Here is a 24183-nt window from a genome sequence, read left to right on the forward strand (position 1 = left end):
GCTGTTCCTACTCGGCCTTGATGGCGGCGAGCATGTTCAGCTTGGCCGCGCTCCGGGCCGGCCACAGGGAGGCGAGGACGCCGACCAGGGCGGCCAGGACCAGGAAGATCCCGATCCGGTCCCAGGGCAGGACCAGGGCGTAGCCCGGGATCTGCTCCCGGATGGTCTCGCCGATCGCCCAGCCGAGGAACGAGCCGAGGCCGATGCCGACGACCGCGCCGAACACCGAGATGACCACGGCCTCCAGACGGACCATCCGCTTCACCCGGCGCCGGTCGAGGCCGATCGCCCGCAGCATGCCGATCTCCTGCTGACGCTCGAAGACGGACATCGCGAGGGTGTTGACGACGCCGAGGACCGCGATGATCAGGGCCATGCCGAGCAGGCCGTACATGATGTTGAGCATCAGGTTGATCGGGCCGCCGAAGGAGTCACGGATGCCCTTGTGGTCCATCACCGTGATGTCGGGGTTGTCGCCCATGGCCTTCGCCAGGGCCCGCTCGTTGGCGGCGCTCGCGCCGCCCTCGGTCGAGACGAAGATCTGACGGATCTCCGCCCGCTCCTCGTGCGCGGTGACCAGCTTGTGGTCGATGAGGACCGGCGAGACGAACTCGCTGGGCTCGAAGACCGCGCCGACCGTCAGCTTGGCCTTCTGCTTGTCGAGGTACTCGACCGGGACGGTGTCGCCGACCTTCAGGCCGCGCTTCGCGGCGGTCTTCTCGTCGACGGCGATCGCGCCCTTGTCGAGGGAGGACAGCGAGCCCTTCACGACGGTGAGGTTGAGGACCTTGTCGATGTCGCCGGGGGTGACGCCGGAGGCCGAGACGTACGAGCCCTTGATCTCCAGGGCGCCCGCCTGCTGCGGGGAGATCGCGGTGACGCCCGGCGCCTTCTCCAGGGCGGTCAGTGCCTCCGGGCTCAGGCTGTTGCCGCTGGCCATGGTGACCATGTAGTCGGCCTTGATCTGGTCCGTCGTGGCCTTGTCGAGGGCCGTGCCGACCGTGGCGCCGAGCACCGAGAGACCGGTGACGAGCGTCAGGCCGATGGCGAGCGCGGAGGCGGTGGCGCCGGTGCGGCGCGGGTTGCGGACCGCGTTCAGGCCGGCGAGCTTGCCGGAGACCCCGAAGAGGTTGACGAAGACGGGGCGGATCAGGGCGATCACGGGCCGGGACAGGAACGGGATCAGCACGATCACGCCGATGAGGGCGAGGAAGGCACCGCCCGCGATGAGCATGCGGCCCTCGTCGCCGCCCTGGCCGGCGCCGAGCACGATCAGGACCGCGCCGAGCGCGCTGAACGCCGCACCGATGGAGTTCCGCACGACGAGCGACTTGGTGCTCGCGGTGGCGTGGACGCTGCTCATGGCGGCGACCGGCGGGATCTTCGCGGCGCGGCGGCCGGGCAGCCAGGCGGCGAGCATCGTGATCAGGACGCCGACGGCGAAGGCGCTGACGGCCGGGGTGGCGGTGAGGACGAGGCCGCCGCCGGGGACCTTCATCTCGAAGGCGCTCATGGCCGAGCGGAGCGAGACGGCCAGGCCGATGCCGAGCACGTAGCCGACGGCGGAGGCGAGCAGGCCGACCAGACCGGCCTCGGCGAGGACGGAGCGGGTGATCTGCTTGCGCGAGGCGCCGACGGCGCGCATCAGCGCCAGTTCCTTGGTGCGCTGGGCGACCAGCATGGTGAAGGTGTTCGAGATCAGGAAGATCCCGACGAAGAGCGCGATGCCCGCGAAGCCGAGGAGCACCTGGTTGAGCGCGCCGAGACCGGCCTCGATGTCCTTGGCCTGCTGCTCGGCGAGGGCTTCGCCGGTCTGCGCGGTGGCCGCCTTCGGGACGACCTTCAGGACCTCGGAGAGGAGCTTCTCGTCGTCCGTGCCGGGCGTGGCGCTCACGGCCAGGTCCCGGTAGTAGCCGGGCTTGAGGTAGAGCTTCTGCGCGACGGCGGTGTCGAAGACGACGAGGCTGCCGCCCGCGTTGACGGCGCCGTCCTCGGTGGTGAAGACGCCGGAGAGCTCGTACTCCTTCACCGGGCCCGTGGTCGCGACGCGGACGGTGTCGCCGACCTTGTAGCCGCCCTTGTCGGCGGTGTCCTTGTCGAGCGCGATCTGGCCGGCGGCGGCCGGGCCGTTCCCGGAGGTGAAGGCGTACGCGCGGTCCTTGCCGTCCTTGCCGGGGGCGAAGTTGGTGCCCTTGTTGGACCAGCCGACGCCGATCAGCTTGCCGTTCTTGTCGGGCACGCCGGCGAAGCCGTCGACGCGGGGGGTGACGGAGGCGACCCCGTCGAGCTTCGCGACCTTGTCGACGTCCTGCTGGGAGAGGCCGGGGGTCTTCCGGGCGTCCTCGGCGGACGGGTACATCTCGACGGCGACGGCGACGTCGTCGTAGCTCTTGGCCGACTGGTTGCGGAAGGCCTGGCCGAGGGTGTCGGTGAAGACGAGGGTGCCGGAGACGAAGGCCACGCCGAGCATCACGGCGAGGACGGTCATCAGCAGTCTCGCCTTGTGCGCGAGGACGTTGCGCAGGGCGGTACGGAACATGGGTGTGTCCTGGAGGAGGAGGGACGGCGGTCGGGCGGGGCTGAGCTACGGCGTCAGCTCGTACGGCCCTTGGCGTCGAAGGCCTTCATGCGGTCGAGCACGCCGTCCGCCGTCGGGTGCAGCATCTCGTCGACGATCCGGCCGTCGGCGAGGAAGATGACGCGGTCCGCGTAGGAGGCGGCCACCGCGTCGTGGGTGACCATGACGACGGTCTGGCCGAGCTCCCGCACCGAGTTGCGCAGGAAGCCGAGGACCTCGGCGCCCGAGCGGGAGTCCAGGTTTCCGGTCGGCTCGTCACCGAAGATGATCTCGGGGCGGGAGGCGAGGGCGCGGGCCACGGCCACGCGCTGCTGCTGGCCGCCGGAGAGCTCGGTGGGGCGGTGGCTGAGGCGGGCGGAGATCCCGAGCATGTCGATGACCTGCTGGACCCACTGCTTGTCGGGCTTGCGGCCCGCGATGTCCATCGGCAGCGTGATGTTCTCCAGGGCCGTCAGCGTCGGCAGCAGGTTGAAGGCCTGGAAGATGAAGCCGATCTTGTCCCGGCGCAGCTGGGTGAGCTGCTTGTCCTTCAGGGTGGAGAGCTCGGTCTCGCCGATCCGGACCGAGCCGGAGGAGAAGGAGTCCAGGCCGGCGACGCAGTGCATGAGCGTCGACTTGCCGGAGCCGGAGGGGCCCATGATCGCGGTGAACTCGCCCTGGCGGAAGTCCACGGTGACATGGTCGAGGGCGACCACCTGGGTCTCGCCGTGTCCGTAGACCTTGGAGAGATCCGTGGCGCGGGCGGCCACCGCGGTGGCACGGGACACGGTGGGGGTGGTGGTCACGAGGGACTCCTGTCACTACGGGGCTGCTGCGGGAACCCCTCCATCGTGTCGAGCGTTCGGGCTCGGATCGTCCGCCCACGTGCCCGTTCCCAAGGCAGTCTCGAGTCGGACCGGGGGGCCCGATTCTCCTCCTGAGGTATGACGGTGTCCCTGAGAGCCGGGTTCGCGCCGACGTGACACACGTGCGACGACTTTTCGTCATTCCAGGGGGTGCGGCTTTGCGCCTGCGACCCCTGTCACAGTTCGGCGAAACGGCCCCCACCTGCACTGACGCACCCTCAGACGTCAATAAAATAAGACAACATCGGGAGGGTGTTCCGCTGAACGGGGGAAGCGCCCCGGATAGGCTCATGTGCCAACGCGGAGCTCCGCGACGCCCGGATGGTGGAATGCAGACACGGCGAGCTTAAACCTCGCTGGCCTTCGGGCCGTACCGGTTCGAGTCCGGTTCCGGGCACCACGGTTTCGCCGGTGCGACAGGCGGTCCGGCGGCCGTGGGGCCGCCCCCTCGGGTGACGCCCTCCCGACGTGCACGAAGATCGAGAACGTACGGGAAAAGATCCTCCCCGAGCACTAGAGAGTTTCTTTTGCCTACGCATTACTCTTGACGCGAGGCCGCGCGCATGCGGCACGCCATGGAGGAGTGAGATGAGGAGCAGCAACCCGGTCTTCTCGCGACGGGGGTTCAGCCGCGACAACGGCACCGCGGGCTTCAACGGCCAGCAGCCGCAGGCCGGGGGCCCCGCCGTCGGAACCAACCCGTACGCCACCGGCACCCCGTATGCCGAGGGCGCGACGAACCCGTACGCGACCAACCCGTACGCCCCGCAGGACACACAGCTCGGCGCCCCGCAGCAGGCCCGCGGCAATGTGATGACGATCGACGACGTCGTGAGCCGTACGGCCATGACGCTCGGCACGGTCGTGCTCACCGCCGTCCTGTCCTGGCTGCTCCTGCCGGTCGACCCCGCCAACCTGGGCAAGTCCTACGGCATCGCCATCGGCGCCGCCCTGGTCGCCCTCGTGCTGTCGCTCGTGCAGTCCTTCAAGCGCAAGCCGTCGCCCGCGCTGATCCTGGGCTACGCGGCCTTCGAGGGTGTCTTCCTCGGAGTGATCTCGGCCGCCGTCTCGACGTACATCGCCGACGGCGTGGTCATCCAGGCGGTCCTGGGCACGATGGCGGTCTTCGCCGGCGTCCTGATCGCCTACAAGATGGGCTGGATCCGGGTCAACCGCCGCTTCTACGGCTTCGTGATGGCCGCCGCGATGGGCTTCATGCTCCTCATGGTGACCAACCTGCTGTTCGCCGTCTTCGCCGGCGGTGACGGCCTCGGCTTCCGCAGCGGTGGCCTCGGCATCCTCTTCGGTGTCATCGGCATCATCCTGGGCGCCTGCTTCCTCGCCCTCGACTTCAAGCAGGTCGAGGACGGCGTGACCTACGGCGCGCCGCGCGAGGAGGCCTGGCTGGCCGCCTTCGGTCTCACCATGACCCTGGTGTGGATCTACCTGGAGATGCTGCGTCTGCTGTCGATCCTGCAGGGCGACGACTGACGCGTCCCGACTCGGGGGGAAGGGCCCGTCCGGCTTCGTGCCGGGCGGGCCCTTCCGCGTTCCCGTCGGGACGGGCGGTGCTCCGACCTCAGAGCAGTCTCCGGGCCGCCCGCCGCAGGTCGTACTCGTGCAGGATCGCCTTCGCGTGGCCGTACGCCAGGTCGTGCGCCCCGCGGAGCCAGCTCACCCGCTCCTCGAAGCGGATGAGCGAAGGCCCCTCCTCGACGGTGCGCATCCAGTCGGCGATCTCACGACCGGTGCGGCGCGGGATCCGGGCCAGCATGTTGCGGTGGGTCTCTTCGGAGAATGTATGGGACATCGGCGCCTCCGGACGCGTCGTACCGTGTGCTGCTCCTCGTACTCCTTCACGTCACCGTGCCGAAGCCTTCGCCCGTTGGCAAGAGGCCCGGGACGGCGCGTAGGGTCACGGGGTGCGCGATACGAGTGAACTGACCGCTGCCGTCGAACGCTTCGCCGACCGGCTGCGGGCCGCCCCGCACAGCCGTCTCCAGCGCGGCGCGGCGGCCGAAGGACTTGCCCTCGCCCGCGAGCTCGCGGTGCGCGCACAGCGCGCCGAGGACCCGGAGCGGGAGCCGAGGACCATGCCGGACGCGGGGGTCTTCACCGTGGCCGACCAGCTGGCCGTCGCCGGGAACGATCTGGCCGAGATCCTGCGAACGGCCCCGGCCGACTCCCGCGAGGGGGAACTGGCAGAGGCCGTGGAACTGGTACGTGAGGCGGCGGAGCGCTCGGGGCTGTAAGGCCCTCCAGGGGGCTTACAGCGAGGCGATGACGCGGTCCGCCAGGATGTAGACGTTCTCCTCGTCGGACTCGCCGTACGAGAAGGTGAGGGCGAAGGCGCCCGAGACGCCCGAGCCGCCGAGCAGCACCGGCGTACGGCCGGAGCGCAGGGCCTCCGCCAGGCGCTCCGCGGTCTCGCGGTGCCCCGGGGTCATACAGAGCGTCGTGCCGTCCGCGAAGACGTACACGTCGAGCGTGCCGAGCGGGCCCGGACGCACGTCGGTCAGCGCCGTGGCGGTGTCGGCCAGCTCTTCGAGCCGGGCCACCGTCCGCTCGTGGTCGGTGACGACGGGGGTCTGCACCGGCACGAAGTCCGGGTGCGAGGGGTGCCGGCGGCGGGCCGCGGCCAGCTCGGCCGAGTCCTCCGGGTACTCCTCCAGGGAGTCGAAGGCGTCCAGCGCGTCGGAACCGTCGAGCGCCGCCGCCTCCGCCTCCATGGCCTCCAGGGCCATCGCCTCAAGGCCCACGAAGTCGGCCTGGCGGGGGACGAAGAAGGTGCCGTCGTCGACCGGGCCGCCGAGACCGCCGAGCAGGGACGGGGCGTCGGCCGCGTCCCGGGCCTCCTGCGCGGCCCAGAAGGCCCGCGCCTCGGCCAGCTCGCGCTCGCGCTCCTCGGCCAGCGCCTCCGCGACCGCGGCCCGTATCTCGGCGGCGGGCGTGGCACGGGCGGCGGGGACGGTGACGCCGCGCCCGGCCGCCAGCTCGCTCCGCAGGTCGGTGACCTGCTTGCGGAGACCGTGGACGGCGTGCAGGGCGGCAGCGCCCACGGCCGTGGCAGCGGCCGTGGTCAGCAGCAGGGCAAGAGGCATGGCGCTCACTGACGTACTCCCGATTCCGAGTCGATCCCCCGACTTCCTACATCAGCTTGTCCTGGGGTGGGGCCCGCTGTCAGTGCATTACGTCACGAATTGGACAGGTATTTCAGCCAGGTGTTTAGTCCCGAAACACCTCTGACCTGCGAAAACGAACTCCCCCGGGACGTAGGTCACATCCTGGGGGAGATTCGGTCACGGCTCGGACGCGGAGCGGTTGACGCCCCCGCCCGCTGGTTAGCTCGGGCGCTCGCTTCCCGGCCTCAGCTGAGGCGCTCGATGACCATGGCCATGCCCTGGCCGCCGCCGACGCACATGGTCTCCAGGCCGAACTGCTTGTCGTGGAACTGGAGGCTGTTGATCAGCGTGCCGGTGATGCGGGCGCCGGTCATGCCGAAGGGGTGGCCGACGGCGATGGCGCCACCGTTGATGTTCACCTTGTCCAGGTCCAGGCCGAGGTCCTGGTAGGACGGGATCACCTGGGCCGCGAAGGCCTCGTTGATCTCGGCCAGGTCGATGTCGCCGACGGTCAGGCCGGCGCGCTTGAGGGCCTGCTTCGACGCCTCGACCGGGCCGAGGCCCATGATCTCGGGGGAGAGGCCGGAGACGCCGGTGGAGACGATGCGGGCGAGCGGGGTCAGGCCGAGCTCGCGGGCCTTCGTGTCCGACATGATGACGAGCGCGGCGGCGCCGTCGTTCAGCGGGCAGCAGTTGGCGGCGGTGACCAGGCCGTCGGGGCGGAAGACGGGCTTGAGGCCCTGCACGCCCTCCAGGGTGACGCCGGCGCGCGGGCCGTCGTCGGTGGAGACCACGGTGCCGTCCGGGGTCGTCACCGGGGTGATCTCGCGCTCCCAGAAGCCGTTCTTGATGGCCTGCTCGGCGAGGTTCTGCGACCGGACGCCGAACTCGTCCATCTCCTGGCGGCTGATGCCCTTGAGGCGGGCCAGGTTCTCGGCGGTCTGACCCATGGCGATGTACGCGTCCGGGACGATGCCGTCCTCGCGCGGGTCGTGCCAGGTGGAGCCCTCGGAGGCGGCGACGGCGGCGGTACGGGCCTCGGCCTCGGCGAAGTACGGGTTGTGCGTGTCGGGCAGGGAGTCCGAGTTGCCCTTGGCGAAGCTGGAGACCATCTCGACACCGGCCGAGATGAAGACGTCGCCCTCGCCCGCCTTGATCGCGTGCAGCGCCATCCGGGAGGTCTGCAGCGAGGAGGAGCAGTAGCGGGTGATCGTGCAGCCCGGCAGGTGGTCCATGCCCATCCGCACGGCGACGATCCGGCCCAGGTTGTTGCCCTGCTCGCCGCCGGGGAGGCCGCAGCCGAGCATCAGGTCGTCGATGTCCCGCGGGTCCAGCTCGGGGACCTTGGCGAGCGCGGCCTGGATGATCGTGGCGGTGAGGTCGTCGGGACGCAGGTCCTTCAGGGAGCCCTTGAAGGCCCGGCCGATCGGGGAACGGGCGGTCGAGACGATGACGGCTTCGGGCATCACGGCTCCATGAGGGTGCGGAGTGGGCGGACTGAAAGGGAAGTTACCCGTACGTACCGCATGGGTCACCGGCCTGGGTGTGTGATGAGGGCCTCTTTTCTAAGCGTACGCTCAGTTGGTGGCGGGGTCGGCCGACGCGGTGGTCGAGGCCGGCCCTTCGGCCGCCCCCTCCGGGCCGCCCTCGGCGGGCACCGGCAAGCGGCGCCTGCGGCGGTGCTTCAGCAGGGCCCACGGCGCCCGCGCGCCCGTCACCTCGGTGCCCGCCTCCTTCGCCGCCTCGGCCGCCGCCTTCGCGACCGGCAGCATGTTCTCCCGCCGGGCCGGTTCGAGACGGTCGGTCTCCGGCCATACGCCGAGCACCGCGCACATGGTCGGAAGCACGGCCATCGCCGCCGTCGCGTACCCCTCCGCCGAGGGGTGGAAGTTGTCCACTCCGAACATCTCGCGCGGGTTCGCCGCGAACTCGGGGCCCAGCAGGTCGCCGAGCGACACCGTCCGCCCGCCCTGCTCGATCACCACGATCGTCTGCGCCGCGGCGAGCTGCCGGGAGGCCCGCCGGGCCAGCCAGCGCAGCGGCTGGTAGACCGGCTCGATCGTCCCCAGGTCGGGGCAGGTCCCGACGACCACCTCCGCGCCGGCCGTCCGCAGCCGCCGGACCGCCGAGGCCAGGAGCCGTACCGACTCGGTCGGCGGCATCCGGTGCGTCACGTCGTTCGCGCCGATCATGATCACGCAGACGTCCGGCGGCCCCAGGGGCTGCGCGAGCAACAGCGACACCTGCCGCTCCAGATCGTCCGAGCGCGCCCCGGACAGGGCCACGTTCCGCAGCACCACCGGCCGCTCCGCCACCGCCGCGAGCCCCGAGGCGAGCAGTGCGCCCGGTGTCTGACCCGAGCGGCGCACCCCCTGACCCGCCGCCGTGGAATCACCCAGAAGGGCCAGTCTCAGCGGGTCCTCCGTGCCGAACGCGCGGCCGTAGAGGCCGTCCGCTCCCGGCGGGAGCGGGGCCGCTCCGCCGCCGACCGTCCGCTTCGCGATCTGCATCTCGGCCAGCAGGACGCCCACCGCCGCCACACCCAGCAGCCCGATGCTCCCGCCGCCGTACGCCGCTCCCGCCGCGATCCGGCGTGCCACCCTCGCCCTCGACATGGGGGCCGTCACCTCCTCCGAGCCGTAGAGGCCGTCCGGACCGTGGAGGCCCTTCAAGCCGTTCAGGGTCTAACTGCCCCGTAACCCGCTCCGACTACGCATACGCTGGCCACACCATTACGGAGACCCCGGAGATTACGGTGCAATTCCACGACTCGATGATCAGCCTCGTCGGCAACACCCCGCTGGTGAAGCTCAACAACGTCACAGCGGGTATCCAGGCGACCGTCCTGGCCAAGGTCGAGTACTTCAACCCCGGAGGCTCGGTCAAGGACCGGATCGCCGTGCGGATGATCGAGGCGGCCGAGCAGAGCGGTGAGCTCAAGCCCGGCGGCACCATCGTCGAGCCCACGTCCGGCAACACCGGCGTCGGCCTGGCGATCGTGGCCCAGCAGAAGGGCTACAAGTGCATCTTCGTCTGCCCGGACAAGGTGTCCCTCGACAAGATCAACGTGCTGCGGGCGTACGGCGCCGACGTCGTCGTCTGCCCGACCGCGGTCGACCCGGAGCACCCGGACTCGTACTACAACGTCTCGGACCGGCTCGTCCGTGAGACGCCCGGTGCCTGGAAGCCCGACCAGTACTCCAACCCGAACAACCCGCGCTCCCACTACGAGACCACCGGTCCCGAGCTCTGGGAGCAGACGGACGGGAAGATCACCCACTTCGTCGCGGGCGTCGGCACCGGCGGCACCATCTCCGGCACCGGCAACTACCTCAAGGAGGCCAGCGGCGGCTCCGTGAAGGTCATCGGCGCCGACCCCGAGGGTTCCGTGTACTCCGGCGGCTCCGGACGCCCGTACCTCGTCGAGGGCGTCGGCGAGGACTTCTGGCCGACCGCGTACGACCGGAACGTCACGGACCGGATCGTCGCCGTGTCCGACAAGGACTCGTTCCAGATGACCCGCCGCCTCGCCAAGGAGGAGGGCCTCCTCGTCGGCGGCTCCTGCGGCATGGCCGTCGTGGCGGCCCTGGAGGTCGCCAAGGAGCTCGGCCCCGACGACGTCGTCGTCGTGCTGCTGCCGGACTCGGGCCGCGGCTACATGTCCAAGATCTTCAGCGACGAGTGGATGGCCGGACACGGCTTCCTGGAGGACACCTCCACCGCCACCGTCGCCGACGTCCTGCGCCACAAGGAGGGCGTCCTGCCCTCGCTCGTCCACATGCACCCGGACGAGACGGTCGGTCAGGCCATCGAGGTGCTGCGCGAGTACGGCGTCTCCCAGATGCCCATCGTGAAGCCCGGCGCCGGCCACCCCGACGTGATGGCCGCCGAGGTCGTCGGCTCGGTCGTCGAGCGGGAGCTCCTCGACCACCTCTTCACCAAGAAGGCCTCCCTGGACGACCCGCTGGAGCAGCACATGAGCGCGCCGCTGCCGCAGGTCGGCTCCGGCGAGCCGGTCGCCGACCTGATGGCCGTCCTCGGCGAGTCCTCCGACGCGGCGATCGTCCTGGTCGAGGGCAAGCCGACCGGCGTCGTCAGCCGCCAGGACCTGCTGGCCTTCCTGGCCAACGGCGGCGCGAAGTAGCAGTTCGCGCAACTGGTACGAGGGCGACACGTACGCGCAGCACCCGCTTAACACGCGTCCGGCACATTGGTGGTTGTCGGCGTCACGGACTTCCGGAGCGGCTCCCGGACTCCTGACGACGCCGCCGGACGCGGAGACCGGCCCTGACCCGGGCCCGTGTCCTCGCGGGGACCGCCGTCGTCCCGCCCCCCGTCTCGGGGGTGCGGCGGTCCCCGCGCCGAACACTCCGTCACAACACCCACAGGGCCCCTCGCTTCGGCGAGGGGCCCTGTGACGTGCAGGGGTCCCCGGAACGTGGCGTCCAGGGACGCCCGGACCCCGATCAATTGCCTTGACGGCCCCCGGGGTCATGATCATGCTCGCGCGTGGCGCGGGCATACGCCCACCGCACGGGGGGAGGCTTCCGCGCCGTACGAGCCTCTAAGGAGAACGCAGTTGAGATTCCTCCGTACGACGCGAGCACCCCTGGCAGCGGTGGCTGCCGGTGCGCTGCTCGCGGGACTGACCCAGGCCACGGCCTGGGCCGGACCCGGGCCCGGCGCCCCGCCGGCGCCCGTCACCACCGACACCGCCCCACAGCAGGACCGCGTCCCGGCCCGAGACCGGGCCGAGGTCCTCGGCGAGGACTGGCAGAAGTCCGCCGACATCGCCTGGACCACCACCGGTGACGCCCAGGGCTTCCACCTGCTGACCGCCACCGAACAGAGCGGCTACGCCTGGAAGACCCTCGCGTCCCTCGCCGAACCCGGCTTCGACGTGGACCAGTGGATCGGAAACGCCTGCGTCACCGGCTCCGGCAAGCGCGCGGTCGTCGTCTACGCCCCGCGCACCTTCACCAACGACACCCGGCTGATGGCACGCGGCGGCTTCACCGCCATCGTGGACCTGACCAGCGGCGCCGTCACCAAGCTGAAGGTCAACGCCTCGCTGTCGTACTACAACCCCGGCTGCGGCGCGGACGAAGAGGCCGTCCTGACCCAGTCCCCGGGCGAGGACAAGCGGCAGACCCGCCTGTTCCGGGTGAACACCGCCACGGGCCAGGTCAGCGAGCCCGTCGTGGTCGACGGGCAGATCACCTCCTCGGTGCCGGTCACCGGCGGGAAGATAGCCGCGGCCTCCGGTCGCACCCTCGTCGAGATCGACGGCAGGGGCGCCAAGAAGAAGCTCGCGACGACGGGCACCGTCCCGTACCGCATCAGCAAGGACGACGACGGCGGTTACGTCTTCATGGAGCGCGTCCAGCGCGACAGCGTCAAGGAGACGGAGACCGCGCTCGTCAGCCGCTGGGCGGCCAAGAAGGTCACCAGGCTGGGCCACGGACCGCTCGCGGCCGCCGGCCTCGCCCGCGTCGGCGGACAGGTCTACCTGACCGGCGACGTCACCACCGAGGCGAGCCTGCCGAAGTCGGTCACACGGCTGTCCGGAGTCCACAAGGACGCCACGCTCTCCACCAAGGGCGCCGCGATCGTCCAGCACACGGTCTGGGCGGACGGCGTCGGATCCCCGAAGTACCTCCAGCGGGACAAGGCCACCGACGCCCGCCCGGTGAAGATCGACACCACCCTGCGCGACACAGGCAAGAGCGTCGGCTTCACCGTCACCCCCATGGCGGCCACGTCCGCGAAGTGGGAGAGCTCCCGCACTCCGTCGCCGCTGCTCGGCACCGCCAAGGGCACCGCCAAGGGCGCCGCCAAGAGCGCCGCCAAGGGCGCCGCGGACACCGCCAAGGGCGGCGTGCAGACCCGGACCGCGGGCACCCGCGCGCTGACCGCCACCACGGCGGCGGCCGGCGACGCCGGTGAGATCGTCGAGTCGGATCGCACCTGCTCCGTGCCCCGCAACGACCCCCGCAACCAGGCCATGCAGCCCAAGCCGCGCCAGGTCGAGTGGGCCGTCGACAAGGCCGTCACGGGCAATCTCGACTTCGGCGCCTCGCGCCCGGCGAACTGGAAGAACCTCGGGATGCCGGCGTACTCGCCGCAGTCCCTCTTCCCGAACCCGGTCCTCGACGGCGGCGGCCGCGTCCCCGCGCAGGTGCTGCTCGGCATCACCGCGCAGGAGTCGAACATGTGGCAGGCCTCCCGCTCCGCGGTGCCCGGTGTCACCGGCAGCCCGCTGATCGGGAACTACTACGGTGTCGACTACTACGACGGCAACACGGCCAACGACTGGGACGTCAACTGGTCCAAGGCCGACTGCGGTTACGGCATCACCCAGGTCACCGACCACATGCGGCTCGCCGGCCGCGAGCACGACAAGGGCGGCGCCGCCTGGGACTACCAGAAGCAGCGCGCCGTAGCCCTGGACTACGCGGCGAACGTCGCCGCCGGCCTCGGCATCCTGGTCGAGAAGTGGAACCAGACCAAGCGCGCCGGAATCCAGGTGCACGACGGCAACCCGGCCAAGCTGGAGAACTGGTTCTTCGCGCTGTGGGCCTACAACAGCGGCTTCTACGAGAACGTCAACGCCAACGGGCCCTGGGGCGTGGGCTGGGCGAACAACCCCGCCAACCCCGAGTGGGACGCCGGCCGGCTGCCGTTCATGGAGACCCGCCTCGGCGGCGAGGACGCCTCCGCAGCGGCCCGTCCGCAGCACTGGCCGTACCCCGAGAAGGTCCTCGGCTTCGCCGCCCACCCGCCGTCGTTCCTGGAGTCCCCGGGCACGCTGGTGGCGGCGTTCCGCCCCGCCTGGTGGAACGGCACCACCGAGGACGCCACCGTCAAGGGCTCCGCGAAGTACAACCGCGCGCAGATGAAGCCGCCGGAGGACCTGTTCTGCGGCGTCTACAACTGGTGCGAGCCCTCGAAGATCTCCGACGGCGCGAAGAACGAGCCCGGAGCGGGACCCTGCACCCGTGACGACTTCAAGTGCTGGTTCCACCTCTCCGTCCAGTGGAAGACCGACTGCTCGTACTCCTGCGGCAACGAGCTCTACCGCTTCACCTCGCCGGACTACGACGCCGAGCAGGCGGACGGCACCGCCTACCCGCCGAACTGCACCCGCTCCGGCCTGCCCGCCGGCGCGCTCGTCGTCGACGACCTCCCCGGAGGCACCCCGTCGATCCGGCCGGGATGTGCCAACAGCGCCTGGAGCAACTCCGGTACGTTCACGGCCGACTTCCCCGGCGAGTCCGGAATCGCCCATGACGGCACCGCCACGACGGTGTACCCCGGCAAGGTCGACATGCACCAGCTCGGCGCGGGCTTCGGCGGCCACTTCTACTTCGGCCACACCCGGGACGACACCGTCGACGCGAAGGGCGACCGCCTCAACTTCACCGGAACCTGGACCCTGAACCAGGGCCGGACCGACTGGATGCGCGTCCTGGTGCACCTGCCCGACCACGGTGCGCACACCCAGCAGGCCCGGTACGACATCGACACCGGCGGCGGCAGCTTCACCCGCCACCGGTACGTCAACCAGAAGCGCGGATCCAACGGCTGGATGTCCCTGGGCGCGTACCAGATGAACGGCGTGCCCCGCGTCCAGCTCACCACCGAGACCGAGGACGGCACCGGGGACGACGACGTCGCCTTCGACGCCGTCGCCTTCCAGCCGCTGCCGGGCAAGCCCCAGCAGGTCGTGCAGATGGGCGACTCGTACTCCTCCGGTGAGGGGGCGGGCTCGTACGCCAAGGACTCCGACAACGACATCGACGACAAGGCCCGCTGGAACGCCTGCCGCCGCAGCGCCAACTCCTGGGCACGCAAGACCACCCTGCCCGGCCGGTCCGCGTCCATCGGCACCCTCGCCGACGGCTTCTCCAGCGAGCTGGAGTTCCAGAACGTCTCCTGCTCGGGCGCCCAGAGCTTCCAGCTGAAGACGGGCTACCCCGTCGACCAGAGCGGCAACGAGAAGTGGGGCTTCGACGGCAACTTCCACGAGAGGTTCCAGATCGACTCCGGTGTCCTCAGCGGTGACACCGATCTGGTGACGCTCACCATCGGCGGCAACGACGCGGGCTTCCCGACCGTGATGCAGGACTGCGTCACGCTCGGCTGCCCGGCGGAGGAGGACGTCCACAAGGACATCGACGAAGCCATGCCCAAGATCGAAAGCCTGCTGCGGGACATCCACACCGCGGCGGGCGGCGCGAAGATCGTCCTGCTCGGCTACCCCAAGATCTTCAACGAGAACTCGCTCACCTGCGTGAGCGGTGTGGGTGGCGCCGGCATGATCCGCATCAACGACAACGCGGAGTACATGGAGGCGAAGCAGCGGGCCGTCGTCGACAAGCTCAAGGCGGAGGGCAAGCCGATCTTCTTCGAGTCCCCCGACGGGGACTTCGAGGGCAGGCGGGCGTGCGACAGCCCCGAAGGCATCAACAAGATCGTGACCGCGGGGAAGGGGCCCGGCGACTTCAAGTGCGAGGTCGGTGGCACCTGGTGCGTCAGTCGCGAGAGCTACCATCCCAACAACACCGGAACCTCGGCGTACTCCGTCGCCTTCCGACGGGCGCTGGACAAACTCCCCAAGTAGCGTCAGGAATCCGTGAAAGCTGATCAACGCGGCGGGACCGCACCCTGGGCGAAGGCCCTGGGTGCGGTCCTGCTCGTTCCTGTTCTGGTGCTCGTCGCCCTGTACGCCGTCGGCCGGTTCCGCGAGGCCGCCCGGGAACGGGACGCCTTCGACGCCACCCGCGCGGACGCGCGAAGCTTCGCCGACGCCCTCGTCGCCGCCAAGGGCGTCACTCCCACCGACCAGGACGTCCGGGACGTCCTCGACACCGGCGCCGCGGGCCGCCGTGGTGTGCTCTACGAGGTACGGGCCACCGCCGACGGCACCCGGGTCCTCGTCCAGTTCTCCCGCCCGTACGAGCGGGGCGTCGCCCTCTTCGGCCCGGCCGACGCGATGGCCGACCGCTGCTTCACCGTCGGCCTGCCCTCCCCGGCATCCGGTCCGCCCCGGGCCGAGGTCACCGCCCACGGGCCCGAGGACTCCTGCGCGGACGTGGCCGGCCGCCTTCCCTCCCCCTGACCTTCGAGCCCGGCCTCCGAGCCCCTCGCCTTCGAGCCCGGCCTCCGAGCCCCTCGCCGTCGAGCCCGACTTCCGAGTCCCTGGCCTTCGAGTCCCTTGCCTTCGCGAACAGGAGCAGCCACCGTGCCCGTGCCCGATGCCGACGTCGTTCCCGCAGCCTGGTCCAGGATCACCCGCTGGCTGGAGAAGCACGCCCCGGGCGACCACGCGGCGCTGCGCCCCGGCGCCTCCGAGGCCGCCCTCGCCGCGCTCCGGGACGGACTCGGCTTCGCGCCGCATCCCGGCCTGCGGTCGCTGCTCGCGGTCTGCGACGGGGTCGTGCCGCGTCGGGCGAGCGGCGAGGCGGGGGCGTTCCTCGTCGGGTACGGCCTCCTCGGCACCGTGGAGGTCCTGGAGTGGCAGCGCTACCTCGCCCGCCGGGCCGAGGAGGCGGTCGAGGAGGGGTACGAGGACGAGGTCGGGCGGACCTCGCACGCGCGCTGGGTGCCGTTCGCGCAGGCCCTCACCGGCGATCTGCTCTTCGTCGACCACCGCGAGGACGAGGAGGGCGCGTACGGGACGGTCGGCGAGATCTCGTTCGGCGACCCGGACCACCAGCGGCCGTGGCCCGGCCTCGGGGCCATGCTCGACGACCTCGCCGACGCGATGGAGCACGGGACCGTGTCGGCCGCGGTGGGCCGCCGTCCCGCGGTCCACGAGGGCCGGATGCTGGAGTGGCCCACGGTCTGAGGCTCCCCTCCGTCGCCGGAAGGACCTCGGAGTCACGACTTCCGACTCCCCCTCGCGTTCCTCCTGTCGCCGCTGAGCTTGCCGGTCACCACCCCTATCGTCGGCCCGCTTTTCACGTCTACGGTGAAGCCCTACTGAAATGATCACCTTGCGGAGCCCGCCCGATGTGGTGACGATGCGCCGATCGGCGATCGGCGATCTGGTCGCGGGCGACAAGGTGATCACCGGAGTGAAGAGCACCGCGGGGGCGCGAAGGTGACGGCACGGCAGGATCACGCGCCGGCGGTGATCGAGTTCAGGGGCGTGGCCCTCACCTATCCCGGCCCACCCCCGGTGGAGGCGCTCAAGCCCTGCGGCGTCCTCATCGAGCGCGGTGAATTCGTGAGTGTGGTCGGGCCCTCCGGATCGGGCAAGTCGACCTTTCTGAACATCGTGGGGCTGCTGGACAGCCCCACCGGTGGCACGTACCTCCTGGACGGCATCGACACCGGGGCACTGAAGGACGCGGAGCGCACCGCCCTGCGCGGACGGAGGATCGGGTTCGTGTTCCAGTCCTTCCACCTGCTGCCGCACCGCACGGCCCTGGAGAACGTGGTGCTGGGCATGACCTACAACGGTGTCCCGCGCGCCGAGCGCGCCGACCGGGCCCGGCAGGCGTTGGTACGGGTCGGGCTCTCCCACCGCCTGGACTCGGTGCCCACTCGGCTCTCCGGCGGAGAACGCCAGCGGGTCGCCATCGCGCGAGCCGTGGCGGGGCGGCCCTCGCTGCTGCTCTGCGACGAACCCACGGGCAACCTGGACACCCGGAACGCGGAGTCCGTACTGACGTTGCTCGGCGAGCTGCACGCGGACGGCATGACGGTTCTGGTGATCACTCACGACCAGGCCGTCGCCGCCTGCGGGGACCGCACCCTCACCATCCGGGACGGGGTCATGGACGAGCGGGGAGCGGCCGTCCCGTGACCGGACGGCGCCCCGCACCCCACCGTGTATGCATATCCTTATGCATATTCTTCGCGAGTGAATAAGTAGGAGGGGGTGGCATGAGCGACAGCCCGGCAGGCCGGCTGCAGGCGCTCTTCGAGGGGCACCGGCTGACACCGACGCAGCGGCGGATCGCGCACTGCATGGTGCGGCGCTCCGGCGACGTGCCGTTCCTGTCCAGCGTCGAGCTCGCCGAGCTCGCCGGGGTCAGCCAGCCGTCCGTCACCCGCTTCGCCGTCGCCCTCGGCTTCGACGGGTACCCGGCGCTCCGCCGCCATCTGCGCGAGGTCGCGCCCCCCGAGCCCGGCGCCGGCGAAGGGGAGGGCGAGGCGGTCAACGAGTACCAGCAGGCCGTGCTCGCCGAGATCGAGAACCTCCAGCACCTCGCCGGACTGCTCGCCGACCCCGCGCCCGTCGAGCGGGCCGGGCGGCTGCTCGCCCGCTCCCGCCCGCTGCCCGTGCTCGGACTGCGGGCCGCCTCGTCGCAGGCGCGTGGCTTCGCCTACTTCGCCGCCAAGGTGCACCCCGACGTCCGGCTCCTCGACGAGGCCGGGTCGATGCTCACGGACCGCGTCGACGCGGCCGTACGGGCCGGGGCCACGGCCCTGCTGTGCTTCGCGCTGCCCCGGCATCCACGGGAGGTCGTCGAGGCCCTGGAGTACGCGCGGGCGGCCGGGCTCACGGTCGTGACCGTCGCCGAGTCGGCGTTCGCGCCCGTCGCCGCCCACAGCGATCTGCTCATCCCGGCCGCCGTCGGCACCGGGCTCGCCTTCGACACCGCCTGCGCGCCGATGATGCTCGGCCGGGTCCTCCTGGAGGCCATGGCGGACGAACTCCCGGACGCGCAGGCGCGGCTGGAGGAGTTCGACGCGAAGGCGGCGGCGCGGGGCCTGTTCGTCGAATAGGCCCTCGCGCCCGCGCAGCCGGGTCAGACGTCCAGATCGGCCTCGATCTTCTTCAGCTGGTGGCGCGCCATCGCCAGGTTCGCCCGGTCCTTGTCCAGGGCGAGGTACAGGAACAGGCCGTTCTTGCCCTGCCCCTTGAGCAGCCGGATCATGTGGTACTGCCGGCCGAGGGTGATCAGGATGTCCTCGATCTCGTCGCCGAGGCCCAGCATCTCCATCGTCCGGACCTTGGCCCGGACGACGTCGGTGTTGCCGGCCGCCGCCATGTTGAGGTCGAGGTCCTTGCCGCCGCCGATGGTGCCGAGCGCCATGCCGCTGGTGTAGTCGACGAGGGCTGCGCCGATGGCGCCTTCGATGGAGGCCGCTTCCTTGAGGGAGGTCTCGGTGTTCGCCATGGGTGTCGCACTTCCTTTTCGTGTACGGGTCTTCTCAGCGGTGTTCGTGGTGCGGGGTGCTCGTTCTGCGGTGCCTGTCGTGCGTGGTGCGGTGCGTCAGTTCAGGTCTCTGCGCTCCAGCGCGCCGTCGACGAGTTCGCCTATCCGGACGCTGGACCTGCGGGCCTCCAGATGGAGCCGCCCGACGTTGATGCGGGGCTCGGCGAGCAGTGTCAGAACGGCCGAGCCGCCCGCCGCGTACGTCGCCACGTAGCCGTTCTCGCCGCGCACCAGCAGCTCCCGGAACCGGCCCTGGCCGGTGCTGTCGGTCAGCCGCTGGCCGACGCCGAGCGCCGCCGCGGTCAGCGCGGCCACGCTCTCCGCCTCGCCGTCCACGGTGTCGTGGGCCAGGACGAGCCCGTCGGCACTGGCCGCGAGCGCGCCGGTCAGCTGGGGCAGCCGGGCCCGTAGCCGTCTGAGCTCGCCGAGGACCTCGGCTTCTGCCGTCATGAGCTGTTTCCTTTCGGCGCGCAGGCGCAGGGCACGCCTCATCACAGGTGTGCCTCCAGGGCGTCACGGAGCCGGCGCAGCAGGGCGATGTCGGGATCGGCCACCGGCAGGGCCGGTAACAGGGCAGGCAAGGGCGGTGGCAGCGGTAGCGGGGCGGGGTCGAGCGGCGTCTCGACGAGCCCGGCGGCCGCGAGCCGCCGGACGTCGAGGAGGGTGTGGAAGGCGGGGCGGCCGAGCGCCAGGGCGAGCTCCGCCGGGGTCCGCCGCCCGTCCGCGGCGGCGAGCAGGGCCCGCTGGCGCGCCCCGACGGTCTGGCCGGGGGCGGCGCGGCGCGGTACGACGGGGGAGGTGTCCACGGCGGCGTACGGCCAGACGGCGTCGAGGAGTTCGCGGCGGCGTACCGTCTCGCGCTCGACGGCCTCGGCCGACACGGGCCGCACCGCCCCGAACCAGTGCCCGACCCCGTACCGGAACCGGGTCGGTCCGCTGGTGGGGGAGAGGGCGAAGAAGGCCGCGTCGAAGACGGCGCCGAGGTGGCAGATCTCCAGCTCGCCGTCGTGGAGCCGGCCGCTGTCGACGAGGAAGCGGCCGACGGCGCGGTGGGCGCCGGCCCGGTCGACGGCCTCGTCCCAGCCCTCGCGGGGCAGCCGCCCGCCGGTGGTGAGGAGGACGTCGACGCCGGGGGCGGCGGGGCTCTCGGCGTGTACGACGCGGCCGTCGACGAGGTAGAGCGTGCCGTGGTCGCGGAGCAGGGCGCCGGTGGCCTTCTCGGCGGCGAGCCGGACCAGCATCGGGGAGACGGGGGTGGCGGCGACGGTCGCTCCGGGCGCGCTCATCCCAGGACCAGCCGTTCGGCGAGGTCGCGGAGGCGTATGCGGGCCAGGGCGAGGTTGCCGGTGTCGCGGTCGAGCCAGAGGTGGAGGAAGACGCTGCTGTCGAAGGTCGTCTCGACGAAGCGCAGGACGTGGTAGCCGGCGCGGGTGGTGACGATCAGGTCCTCGACGGGCGGTTCGTCGCCGGGGTCCTCACCCGCGGCGGCGAAGGAGTCGAACTCGGCGGCGGCACGGGCGAGTTCGGCGGTCTCGGCGGCGGTCGTCTCATGGTCGCCGACCGGTGAGTCGCCCGCCGTCCCGAGGGCGAGCCCGCTGGTCCAGTCGACCAGGGAGGCTCCGCGAGCGCCCGGCAGGGCCATGGCCTCCAGAAGGCACTCGTCGATTCCGGGCACGCGGATTCCCCTCCCGATGCGGCGTGCGAACGTGCGGCAGTGACGGTGACGTTACTGAACGCAGCGGCCTCAGGGGGGTGTTCTGGCATTTTCCATCGGAACATGCCAGCACTCGACGGCAATCGGGCTCGGATGTGTGTCAGGTCGACCGTCAGGTCTTCGATTCGACCGCGTTCGCGATCTCGGACAGGTCCTTCGTGAGCGCCTTGGCGACCGCCTTCGCGCCGAAGCGGGCGATCAGCCGTCCCAGGAAGCCCTGCCTTCGGCCGCGGGAGGGCCGGGCGGAGAACGTCATCCGCAGGGTGGTCGCCCCGGTCCCGTCGGGGGTGAGGGTGATCTCGGAGACGTAGTGCATGCCGTGCGAGTCGGCCACCGTGACGTACCGGTCGGGCGGCTCGCACTCCGTCACCAGCATCTCCTCGGTGGCCTCCTTGCCGAGCATCCGCCGGGTCTCGCGCCAGCGGGTGCCCACGGCGAAGCCGCCCTCGGTGAGCACCTCGACCCGCTCGACGCCCGAGAGGACGCGGGGCATGTCCGGCAGGTCGGTGATCGACTCCCAGACCCGCCCGGGGGAGGCGTCGACCCGCCGCTCGACGACGACGGTCGTGGTGTTCGAGCCGGTTCCCGTTCCAGTCATGGGTTCATCGAAACCGCGACGCACGGCCCGCGCTACCCGACGAGGGCGTCCGCGTGCGCCCCGCCCGACTCGGCGACGATCTCCGCGAGCGTCTGGGGCTTCCGTACGGTCGTGAAGGCGACCACCCCTTCGCCGCCCCCGTCGCCGCCCCCGTTCTCCGTCACCGTGAAGCCGTGGATGCCCGGCCGGGGCAGGCTGTTGTACGCGTAGTGGTGGGCGAAGTAGTACGCGCCGGTGTCCGGGACGGCCACCACGTCTCCCGGGTGCAGCAGCGGCAGCTCGCGGCCGGTGGCGAGCAGGTCCCCGGCGAAGCAGGCGGGGCCCGCCACGTCCTGGACGGTGACCTCGCCCGTGCGGGGGCGGCCCTCGGAGTCGTACGCGAGGACGCGCAGCGGCCAGGCGTCGGGGGCGTAGACCGTCCGGGTGGCCAGCTGTACGCCCGCGTGGGTGACGGCGATGGGGCGGCCGCCGGAGGTCTTGGTGTACTCCACCCGGGCGAGGACCGTGCCGTGCTTGGCGAGCAGCGAGCGGCCGAACTCGGTCACCAGGCCGTAGCGGCCGTCGAAGAGCCCGGGGACGGTGTCGGCGAGCAGCCGGGCGTACTCCGCGTACGTCGGCGTCTCCTCGTCGGAGGTGAAGTTCACCGGCAGGCCGCCGCCGATGTCGAGGGTGTCGATCTGCTGCCGGCCGGCCGCGTGGTTGATCTCCTCGGCGAGCGCGTACGTCTCCCCGACGCCCTCGGCCATCAGTGCGAGCGGGACGCCCTGGGAGCCGGTGTGGGTGTGCAGCCGGGTCAGCCAGGGTCGCTCCAGGTAGGCCTGGACGACGGTCTTGCGGGCGCCCTCGTCGCGGAGCGCCACGCCGAACTTCGAGGTGGCCGTCGCGGTCGAGAGAGCGTCGATGGAACCGGCCCCGACCTGCGGGTTCACCCTGATTCCCAGGGGTGAGGAGGTCGGTGCGGAGGCGACGAGCGCGTCGAGGCGGGCCAGCTCCTGGAGGTTGTCGGCGTTGACGGCGATGCCGAGCGCGAGGGCCTGGCGGAGCTCGGCGGGGGTCTTGGCGGGGGAGTCGAGCACGGTGTGGGTGGGCGGGATCCCGGCGGCGCGCGCGAGGGCCAGCTCGCCGGGGCTCGCGACCTCGACGCCGAGCCCGGACTCGTGCAGGAGGCGGAGCACGGGGACGAGGGGGGCGGCCTTGACGGCGAAGGCGTGCAGCACGGGCGCGTCGGTGACGGCGGCGAAAGCGCTGGTCAGAGCGGTGGCGGAGGCGCGGATGCCGGCGGTGTCGAGGAGGGCGACGACCGGTTCGGCGGGGGAGAGGAGTCCTTGGTCGACGGAGGCTCGGACGGCGAGATCGCGGCGGGAGGAGGCCATGGATCCATCCCATCACCGGGATGGTCGGCCCCGCAGCTGTTGACTACAACTATTCATGGCGCGAGGATGTGAATATCTGAACGACATTCGAGGAGGCACCCCCATGTCAGGACCCCGCCCCGTACGAGCGGCTCGCGGTACGGAACTGAGCGCCCTGGGATGGCAGCAGGAAGCCGCCCTCCGGATGCTCCAGAACAACCTCGACCCCGAGGTCGCCGAGCACCCCGACAAGCTCGTCGTCTACGGCGGCACCGGCAAGGCCGCCCGCGACTGGCGCTCCTTCGACGCCATGGTCCGCACGCTCCGGACGCTGAAGCAGGACGAGACGATGCTCGTCCAGTCCGGCCGCCCCGTCGGCGTCATGCAGACCCACGAGTGGGCCCCGCGCGTCCTCCTCGCCAACTCCAACCTGGTCGGCGACTGGGCCAACTGGGAGGAGTTCCGCCGCCTGGAGCACCTCGGCCTCACCATGTACGGCCAGATGACCGCCGGGTCCTGGATCTACATCGGCACCCAGGGCATCCTCCAGGGCACGTACGAGACCTTCGCCGCCGTCGCCGCCAAGAAGTTCAACGGCACCCTCGCGGGCACCATCACCCTCACCGCCGGCCTCGGCGGCATGGGCGGCGCCCAGCCCCTCGCCGTGACGATGAACGACGGCGTCGCGATCTGCATCGACGTCGACCCGCGCGCCATCGAGCGCCGCATCGAGCACCGCTACCTGGACGTGAGGGCCGACAACCTCGCCCACGCCCTCCAGCTGGCCACCGAGGCGCGCGACGCCCGCCGCCCGCTCTCCATCGGCCTCCTCGGCAACGCCGCCGAACTGCTCCCGCAGATGCTCGCCGAGGGCGCCCCGATCGACATCGTGACGGACCAGACCTCGGCCCACGACCCGCTGGCCTACCTCCCGATCGGCGTCGCCTTCGACGACATGGCCGACGCGGCGGCGAAGGACCCGGCCGGGTTCACCCAGCGGTCGCGCGAGTCGATGGCCAAGCACGTCGAGGCCATGGTCGGCTTCATGGACGCGGGCGCCGAGGTCTTCGACTACGGCAACTCGATCCGCGGCGAGGCCCAGCTGGCCGGCTACGACCGGGCGTTCGCCTTCCCCGGCTTCGTCCCGGCGTACATCCGCCCGCTGTTCTGCGAGGGCAAGGGCCCGTTCCGCTGGGCCGCGCTCTCGGGCGAGGCGAGCGACATCCACAAGACCGACAAGGCGCTCCTCGACCTCTTCCCGGAGAACGAGTCCCTCCACCGCTGGATCAAGATGGCCGGCGAGCGCGTCCACTTCCAGGGCCTGCCCGCCCGCATCTGCTGGCTCGGCCAGGGCGAGCGCGACAAGGCCGGCGACATGTTCAACGACATGGTCGGCAACGGCACCCTCGCCGCGCCCCTCGCGATCGGCCGCGACCACCTCGACTGCGGCTCGGTGGCCTCCCCGTACCGCGAGACCGAAGCCATGCTCGACGGCTCCGACGCCATCGCCGACTGGCCGCTCCTCAACGCCATGGTGAACGTCGCCTCCGGCGCGTCCTGGGTCTCCATCCACCACGGCGGCGGCGTCGGCATGGGCCGCTCCATCCACGCGGGTCAGGTCTCCGTCGCGGACGGCACGGCCCTCGCGGGCGAGAAGATCCGCCGCGTCCTGACCAACGACCCCGGCATGGGCGTCATCCGCCACGTCGACGCGGGCTACGACATCGCGGAGCGGGTCGCGGACGAGAAGGGCGTACGGATCCCGATGCGCGAGGGCGACGACGCGTGAGCGACACGTTTC

Annotated in this window: 21 protein-coding genes and 1 tRNA gene; 10 read left to right on the forward strand and 12 right to left on the reverse strand. The window is 71.3% G+C overall.

All coding sequences use genetic code 11. The features are described 5' to 3' along the window. Positions 1-7: 7 nt before the first annotated feature. Together OG259_RS25155 and OG259_RS25160 are read right to left on the reverse strand one after the other, a co-directional pair. A complete protein-coding gene (locus OG259_RS25155) occupies positions 8-2539 on the reverse strand; it encodes an ABC transporter permease (RefSeq protein WP_328944325.1) in 2532 nt (843 codons plus the stop codon). Positions 2540-2592: 53 nt separating this feature from the next. Then, the gene (locus OG259_RS25160; RefSeq protein ID WP_229313737.1) at positions 2593-3363 is read right to left on the reverse strand and encodes an ABC transporter ATP-binding protein; all 771 of its coding nucleotides are present in this window, start codon (positions 3361-3363) and stop codon (positions 2593-2595) included. Between the two features lie 375 nt (positions 3364-3738). Here OG259_RS25160 and OG259_RS25165 point away from each other — a divergent pair. Both OG259_RS25165 and OG259_RS25170 read left to right on the forward strand, forming a co-directional pair. After that, positions 3739-3823 (forward strand) — tRNA-Leu (locus tag OG259_RS25165). 188 nt (positions 3824-4011) lie between these two features. Next, positions 4012-4914, forward strand: a complete 903-nt coding sequence (locus tag OG259_RS25170) for a Bax inhibitor-1/YccA family protein (RefSeq protein WP_328944326.1) — start codon at positions 4012-4014, stop codon at positions 4912-4914. 88 nt (positions 4915-5002) lie between these two features. Here the strand turns inward: OG259_RS25170 and OG259_RS25175 are convergent, their stop codons facing one another. Then, a complete protein-coding gene (locus OG259_RS25175) occupies positions 5003-5233 on the reverse strand; it encodes a DUF4287 domain-containing protein (RefSeq protein ID WP_328944327.1) in 231 nt (76 codons plus the stop codon). Positions 5234-5345: 112 nt separating this feature from the next. Between OG259_RS25175 and OG259_RS25180 the strand changes: the two genes are divergently transcribed. Further along, on the forward strand, positions 5346-5675 hold the full coding sequence (locus OG259_RS25180) for a hypothetical protein (protein WP_328944328.1): 330 nt from the start codon (positions 5346-5348) through the stop codon (positions 5673-5675). A 15-nt stretch (positions 5676-5690) separates the two neighbouring features. Here OG259_RS25180 and OG259_RS25185 read toward each other — a convergent pair whose 3' ends face one another. The 3 genes from OG259_RS25185 to OG259_RS25195 all read right to left on the reverse strand — a co-directional run bounded on the left by OG259_RS25185 (position 5691) and on the right by OG259_RS25195 (position 9145). Then, positions 5691-6533, reverse strand: coding sequence for a hypothetical protein (locus OG259_RS25185; RefSeq protein WP_328944329.1), 843 nt, complete (start codon positions 6531-6533; stop codon positions 5691-5693). Positions 6534-6790: 257 nt separating this feature from the next. Further along, positions 6791-8011: an acetyl-CoA C-acetyltransferase gene (locus OG259_RS25190; RefSeq protein WP_328944330.1), complete on the reverse strand. Its 1221-nt coding sequence runs from the start codon at positions 8009-8011 to the stop codon at positions 6791-6793. A 111-nt stretch (positions 8012-8122) separates the two neighbouring features. Continuing rightward, positions 8123-9145 (reverse strand): SGNH/GDSL hydrolase family protein, encoded by a 1023-nt coding sequence (locus OG259_RS25195; protein WP_328947168.1) that lies wholly within the window; start codon positions 9143-9145, stop codon positions 8123-8125. 155 nt (positions 9146-9300) lie between these two features. On the opposite strand from OG259_RS25195, the gene OG259_RS25200 reads away from it, so the two are divergent. From OG259_RS25200 to OG259_RS25225, 6 genes are all read left to right on the forward strand, one after another. Further along, the gene (locus OG259_RS25200) at positions 9301-10689 is read left to right on the forward strand and encodes a cystathionine beta-synthase (RefSeq protein WP_328944331.1); all 1389 of its coding nucleotides are present in this window, start codon (positions 9301-9303) and stop codon (positions 10687-10689) included. Positions 10690-11124: 435 nt separating this feature from the next. After that, positions 11125-15168 (forward strand): golvesin C-terminal-like domain-containing protein, encoded by a 4044-nt coding sequence (locus OG259_RS25205; RefSeq protein WP_328944332.1) that lies wholly within the window; start codon positions 11125-11127, stop codon positions 15166-15168. 12 nt (positions 15169-15180) lie between these two features. Continuing rightward, positions 15181-15666 (forward strand): hypothetical protein, encoded by a 486-nt coding sequence (locus tag OG259_RS25210; RefSeq protein WP_328944333.1) that lies wholly within the window; start codon positions 15181-15183, stop codon positions 15664-15666. Between the two features lie 123 nt (positions 15667-15789). Then, positions 15790-16395: an SMI1/KNR4 family protein gene (locus OG259_RS25215; protein ID WP_328944334.1), complete on the forward strand. Its 606-nt coding sequence runs from the start codon at positions 15790-15792 to the stop codon at positions 16393-16395. Positions 16396-16650: 255 nt separating this feature from the next. Next, entirely contained in the window at positions 16651-17358 is a 708-nt protein-coding gene (locus OG259_RS25220; protein ID WP_328944335.1) for an ABC transporter ATP-binding protein, read from the forward strand. A gap of 80 nt (positions 17359-17438) precedes the next feature. Further along, the gene (locus tag OG259_RS25225) at positions 17439-18284 is read left to right on the forward strand and encodes a MurR/RpiR family transcriptional regulator (RefSeq protein ID WP_328944336.1); all 846 of its coding nucleotides are present in this window, start codon (positions 17439-17441) and stop codon (positions 18282-18284) included. A gap of 23 nt (positions 18285-18307) precedes the next feature. Here OG259_RS25225 and OG259_RS25230 read toward each other — a convergent pair whose 3' ends face one another. From OG259_RS25230 to OG259_RS25255, 6 genes are all read right to left on the reverse strand, one after another. Then, positions 18308-18679, reverse strand: a complete 372-nt coding sequence (locus tag OG259_RS25230) for a hypothetical protein (RefSeq protein WP_328944337.1) — start codon at positions 18677-18679, stop codon at positions 18308-18310. 96 nt (positions 18680-18775) lie between these two features. Continuing rightward, on the reverse strand, positions 18776-19168 hold the full coding sequence (locus OG259_RS25235) for a roadblock/LC7 domain-containing protein (protein ID WP_030315243.1): 393 nt from the start codon (positions 19166-19168) through the stop codon (positions 18776-18778). Positions 19169-19209: 41 nt separating this feature from the next. Next, on the reverse strand, positions 19210-20004 hold the full coding sequence (locus OG259_RS25240; protein WP_328944338.1) for a transcriptional regulator: 795 nt from the start codon (positions 20002-20004) through the stop codon (positions 19210-19212). Next, a complete protein-coding gene (locus tag OG259_RS25245; RefSeq protein WP_328944339.1) occupies positions 20001-20393 on the reverse strand; it encodes a hypothetical protein in 393 nt (130 codons plus the stop codon). Before OG259_RS25245 ends, OG259_RS25240 begins: the two co-directional genes overlap by 4 nt. Positions 20394-20544: 151 nt before the next feature. Next, positions 20545-21030, reverse strand: a complete 486-nt coding sequence (locus OG259_RS25250) for an SRPBCC family protein (RefSeq protein ID WP_328944340.1) — start codon at positions 21028-21030, stop codon at positions 20545-20547. Between the two features lie 32 nt (positions 21031-21062). Next, complete coding sequence (locus OG259_RS25255; RefSeq protein WP_328944341.1) at positions 21063-22403, reverse strand: diaminopimelate decarboxylase; 1341 nt, start codon at positions 22401-22403, stop codon at positions 21063-21065. Between the two features lie 103 nt (positions 22404-22506). Here OG259_RS25255 and hutU point away from each other — a divergent pair, with 103 nt between their 5' ends. Then, positions 22507-24171: a urocanate hydratase gene (hutU, locus tag OG259_RS25260; RefSeq protein ID WP_328944342.1), complete on the forward strand. Its 1665-nt coding sequence runs from the start codon at positions 22507-22509 to the stop codon at positions 24169-24171. Positions 24172-24183: the final 12 nt, after the last annotated feature.

Source organism: Streptomyces sp. NBC_00250, assembly GCF_036192275.1.
Classification (GTDB): domain Bacteria; phylum Actinomycetota; class Actinomycetes; order Streptomycetales; family Streptomycetaceae; genus Streptomyces.

Bases quoted from the DNA above. Each gene is read 5' to 3' on its own strand.
- OG259_RS25155 (WP_328944325.1), bottom strand. From the start codon at position 2,539: ATGTTCCGTACCGCCCTGCGCAACGTCCTCGCGCACAAGGCGAGACTG.
- OG259_RS25170 (WP_328944326.1), top strand. From the start codon at position 4,012: ATGAGGAGCAGCAACCCGGTCTTCTCGCGACGGGGGTTCAGCCGCGAC.
- OG259_RS25175 (WP_328944327.1), bottom strand. From the start codon at position 5,233: ATGTCCCATACATTCTCCGAAGAGACCCACCGCAACATGCTGGCCCGG.
- OG259_RS25190 (WP_328944330.1), bottom strand. From the start codon at position 8,011: ATGCCCGAAGCCGTCATCGTCTCGACCGCCCGTTCCCCGATCGGCCGG.
- OG259_RS25225 (WP_328944336.1), top strand. From the start codon at position 17,439: ATGAGCGACAGCCCGGCAGGCCGGCTGCAGGCGCTCTTCGAGGGGCAC.
- OG259_RS25230 (WP_328944337.1), bottom strand. From the start codon at position 18,679: ATGGCGAACACCGAGACCTCCCTCAAGGAAGCGGCCTCCATCGAAGGC.
- OG259_RS25235 (WP_030315243.1), bottom strand. From the start codon at position 19,168: ATGACGGCAGAAGCCGAGGTCCTCGGCGAGCTCAGACGGCTACGGGCC.
- OG259_RS25240 (WP_328944338.1), bottom strand. From the start codon at position 20,004: ATGAGCGCGCCCGGAGCGACCGTCGCCGCCACCCCCGTCTCCCCGATG.
- OG259_RS25250 (WP_328944340.1), bottom strand. From the start codon at position 21,030: ATGACTGGAACGGGAACCGGCTCGAACACCACGACCGTCGTCGTCGAG.
- OG259_RS25255 (WP_328944341.1), bottom strand. From the start codon at position 22,403: ATGGCCTCCTCCCGCCGCGATCTCGCCGTCCGAGCCTCCGTCGACCAA.
- hutU (WP_328944342.1), top strand. From the start codon at position 22,507: ATGTCAGGACCCCGCCCCGTACGAGCGGCTCGCGGTACGGAACTGAGC.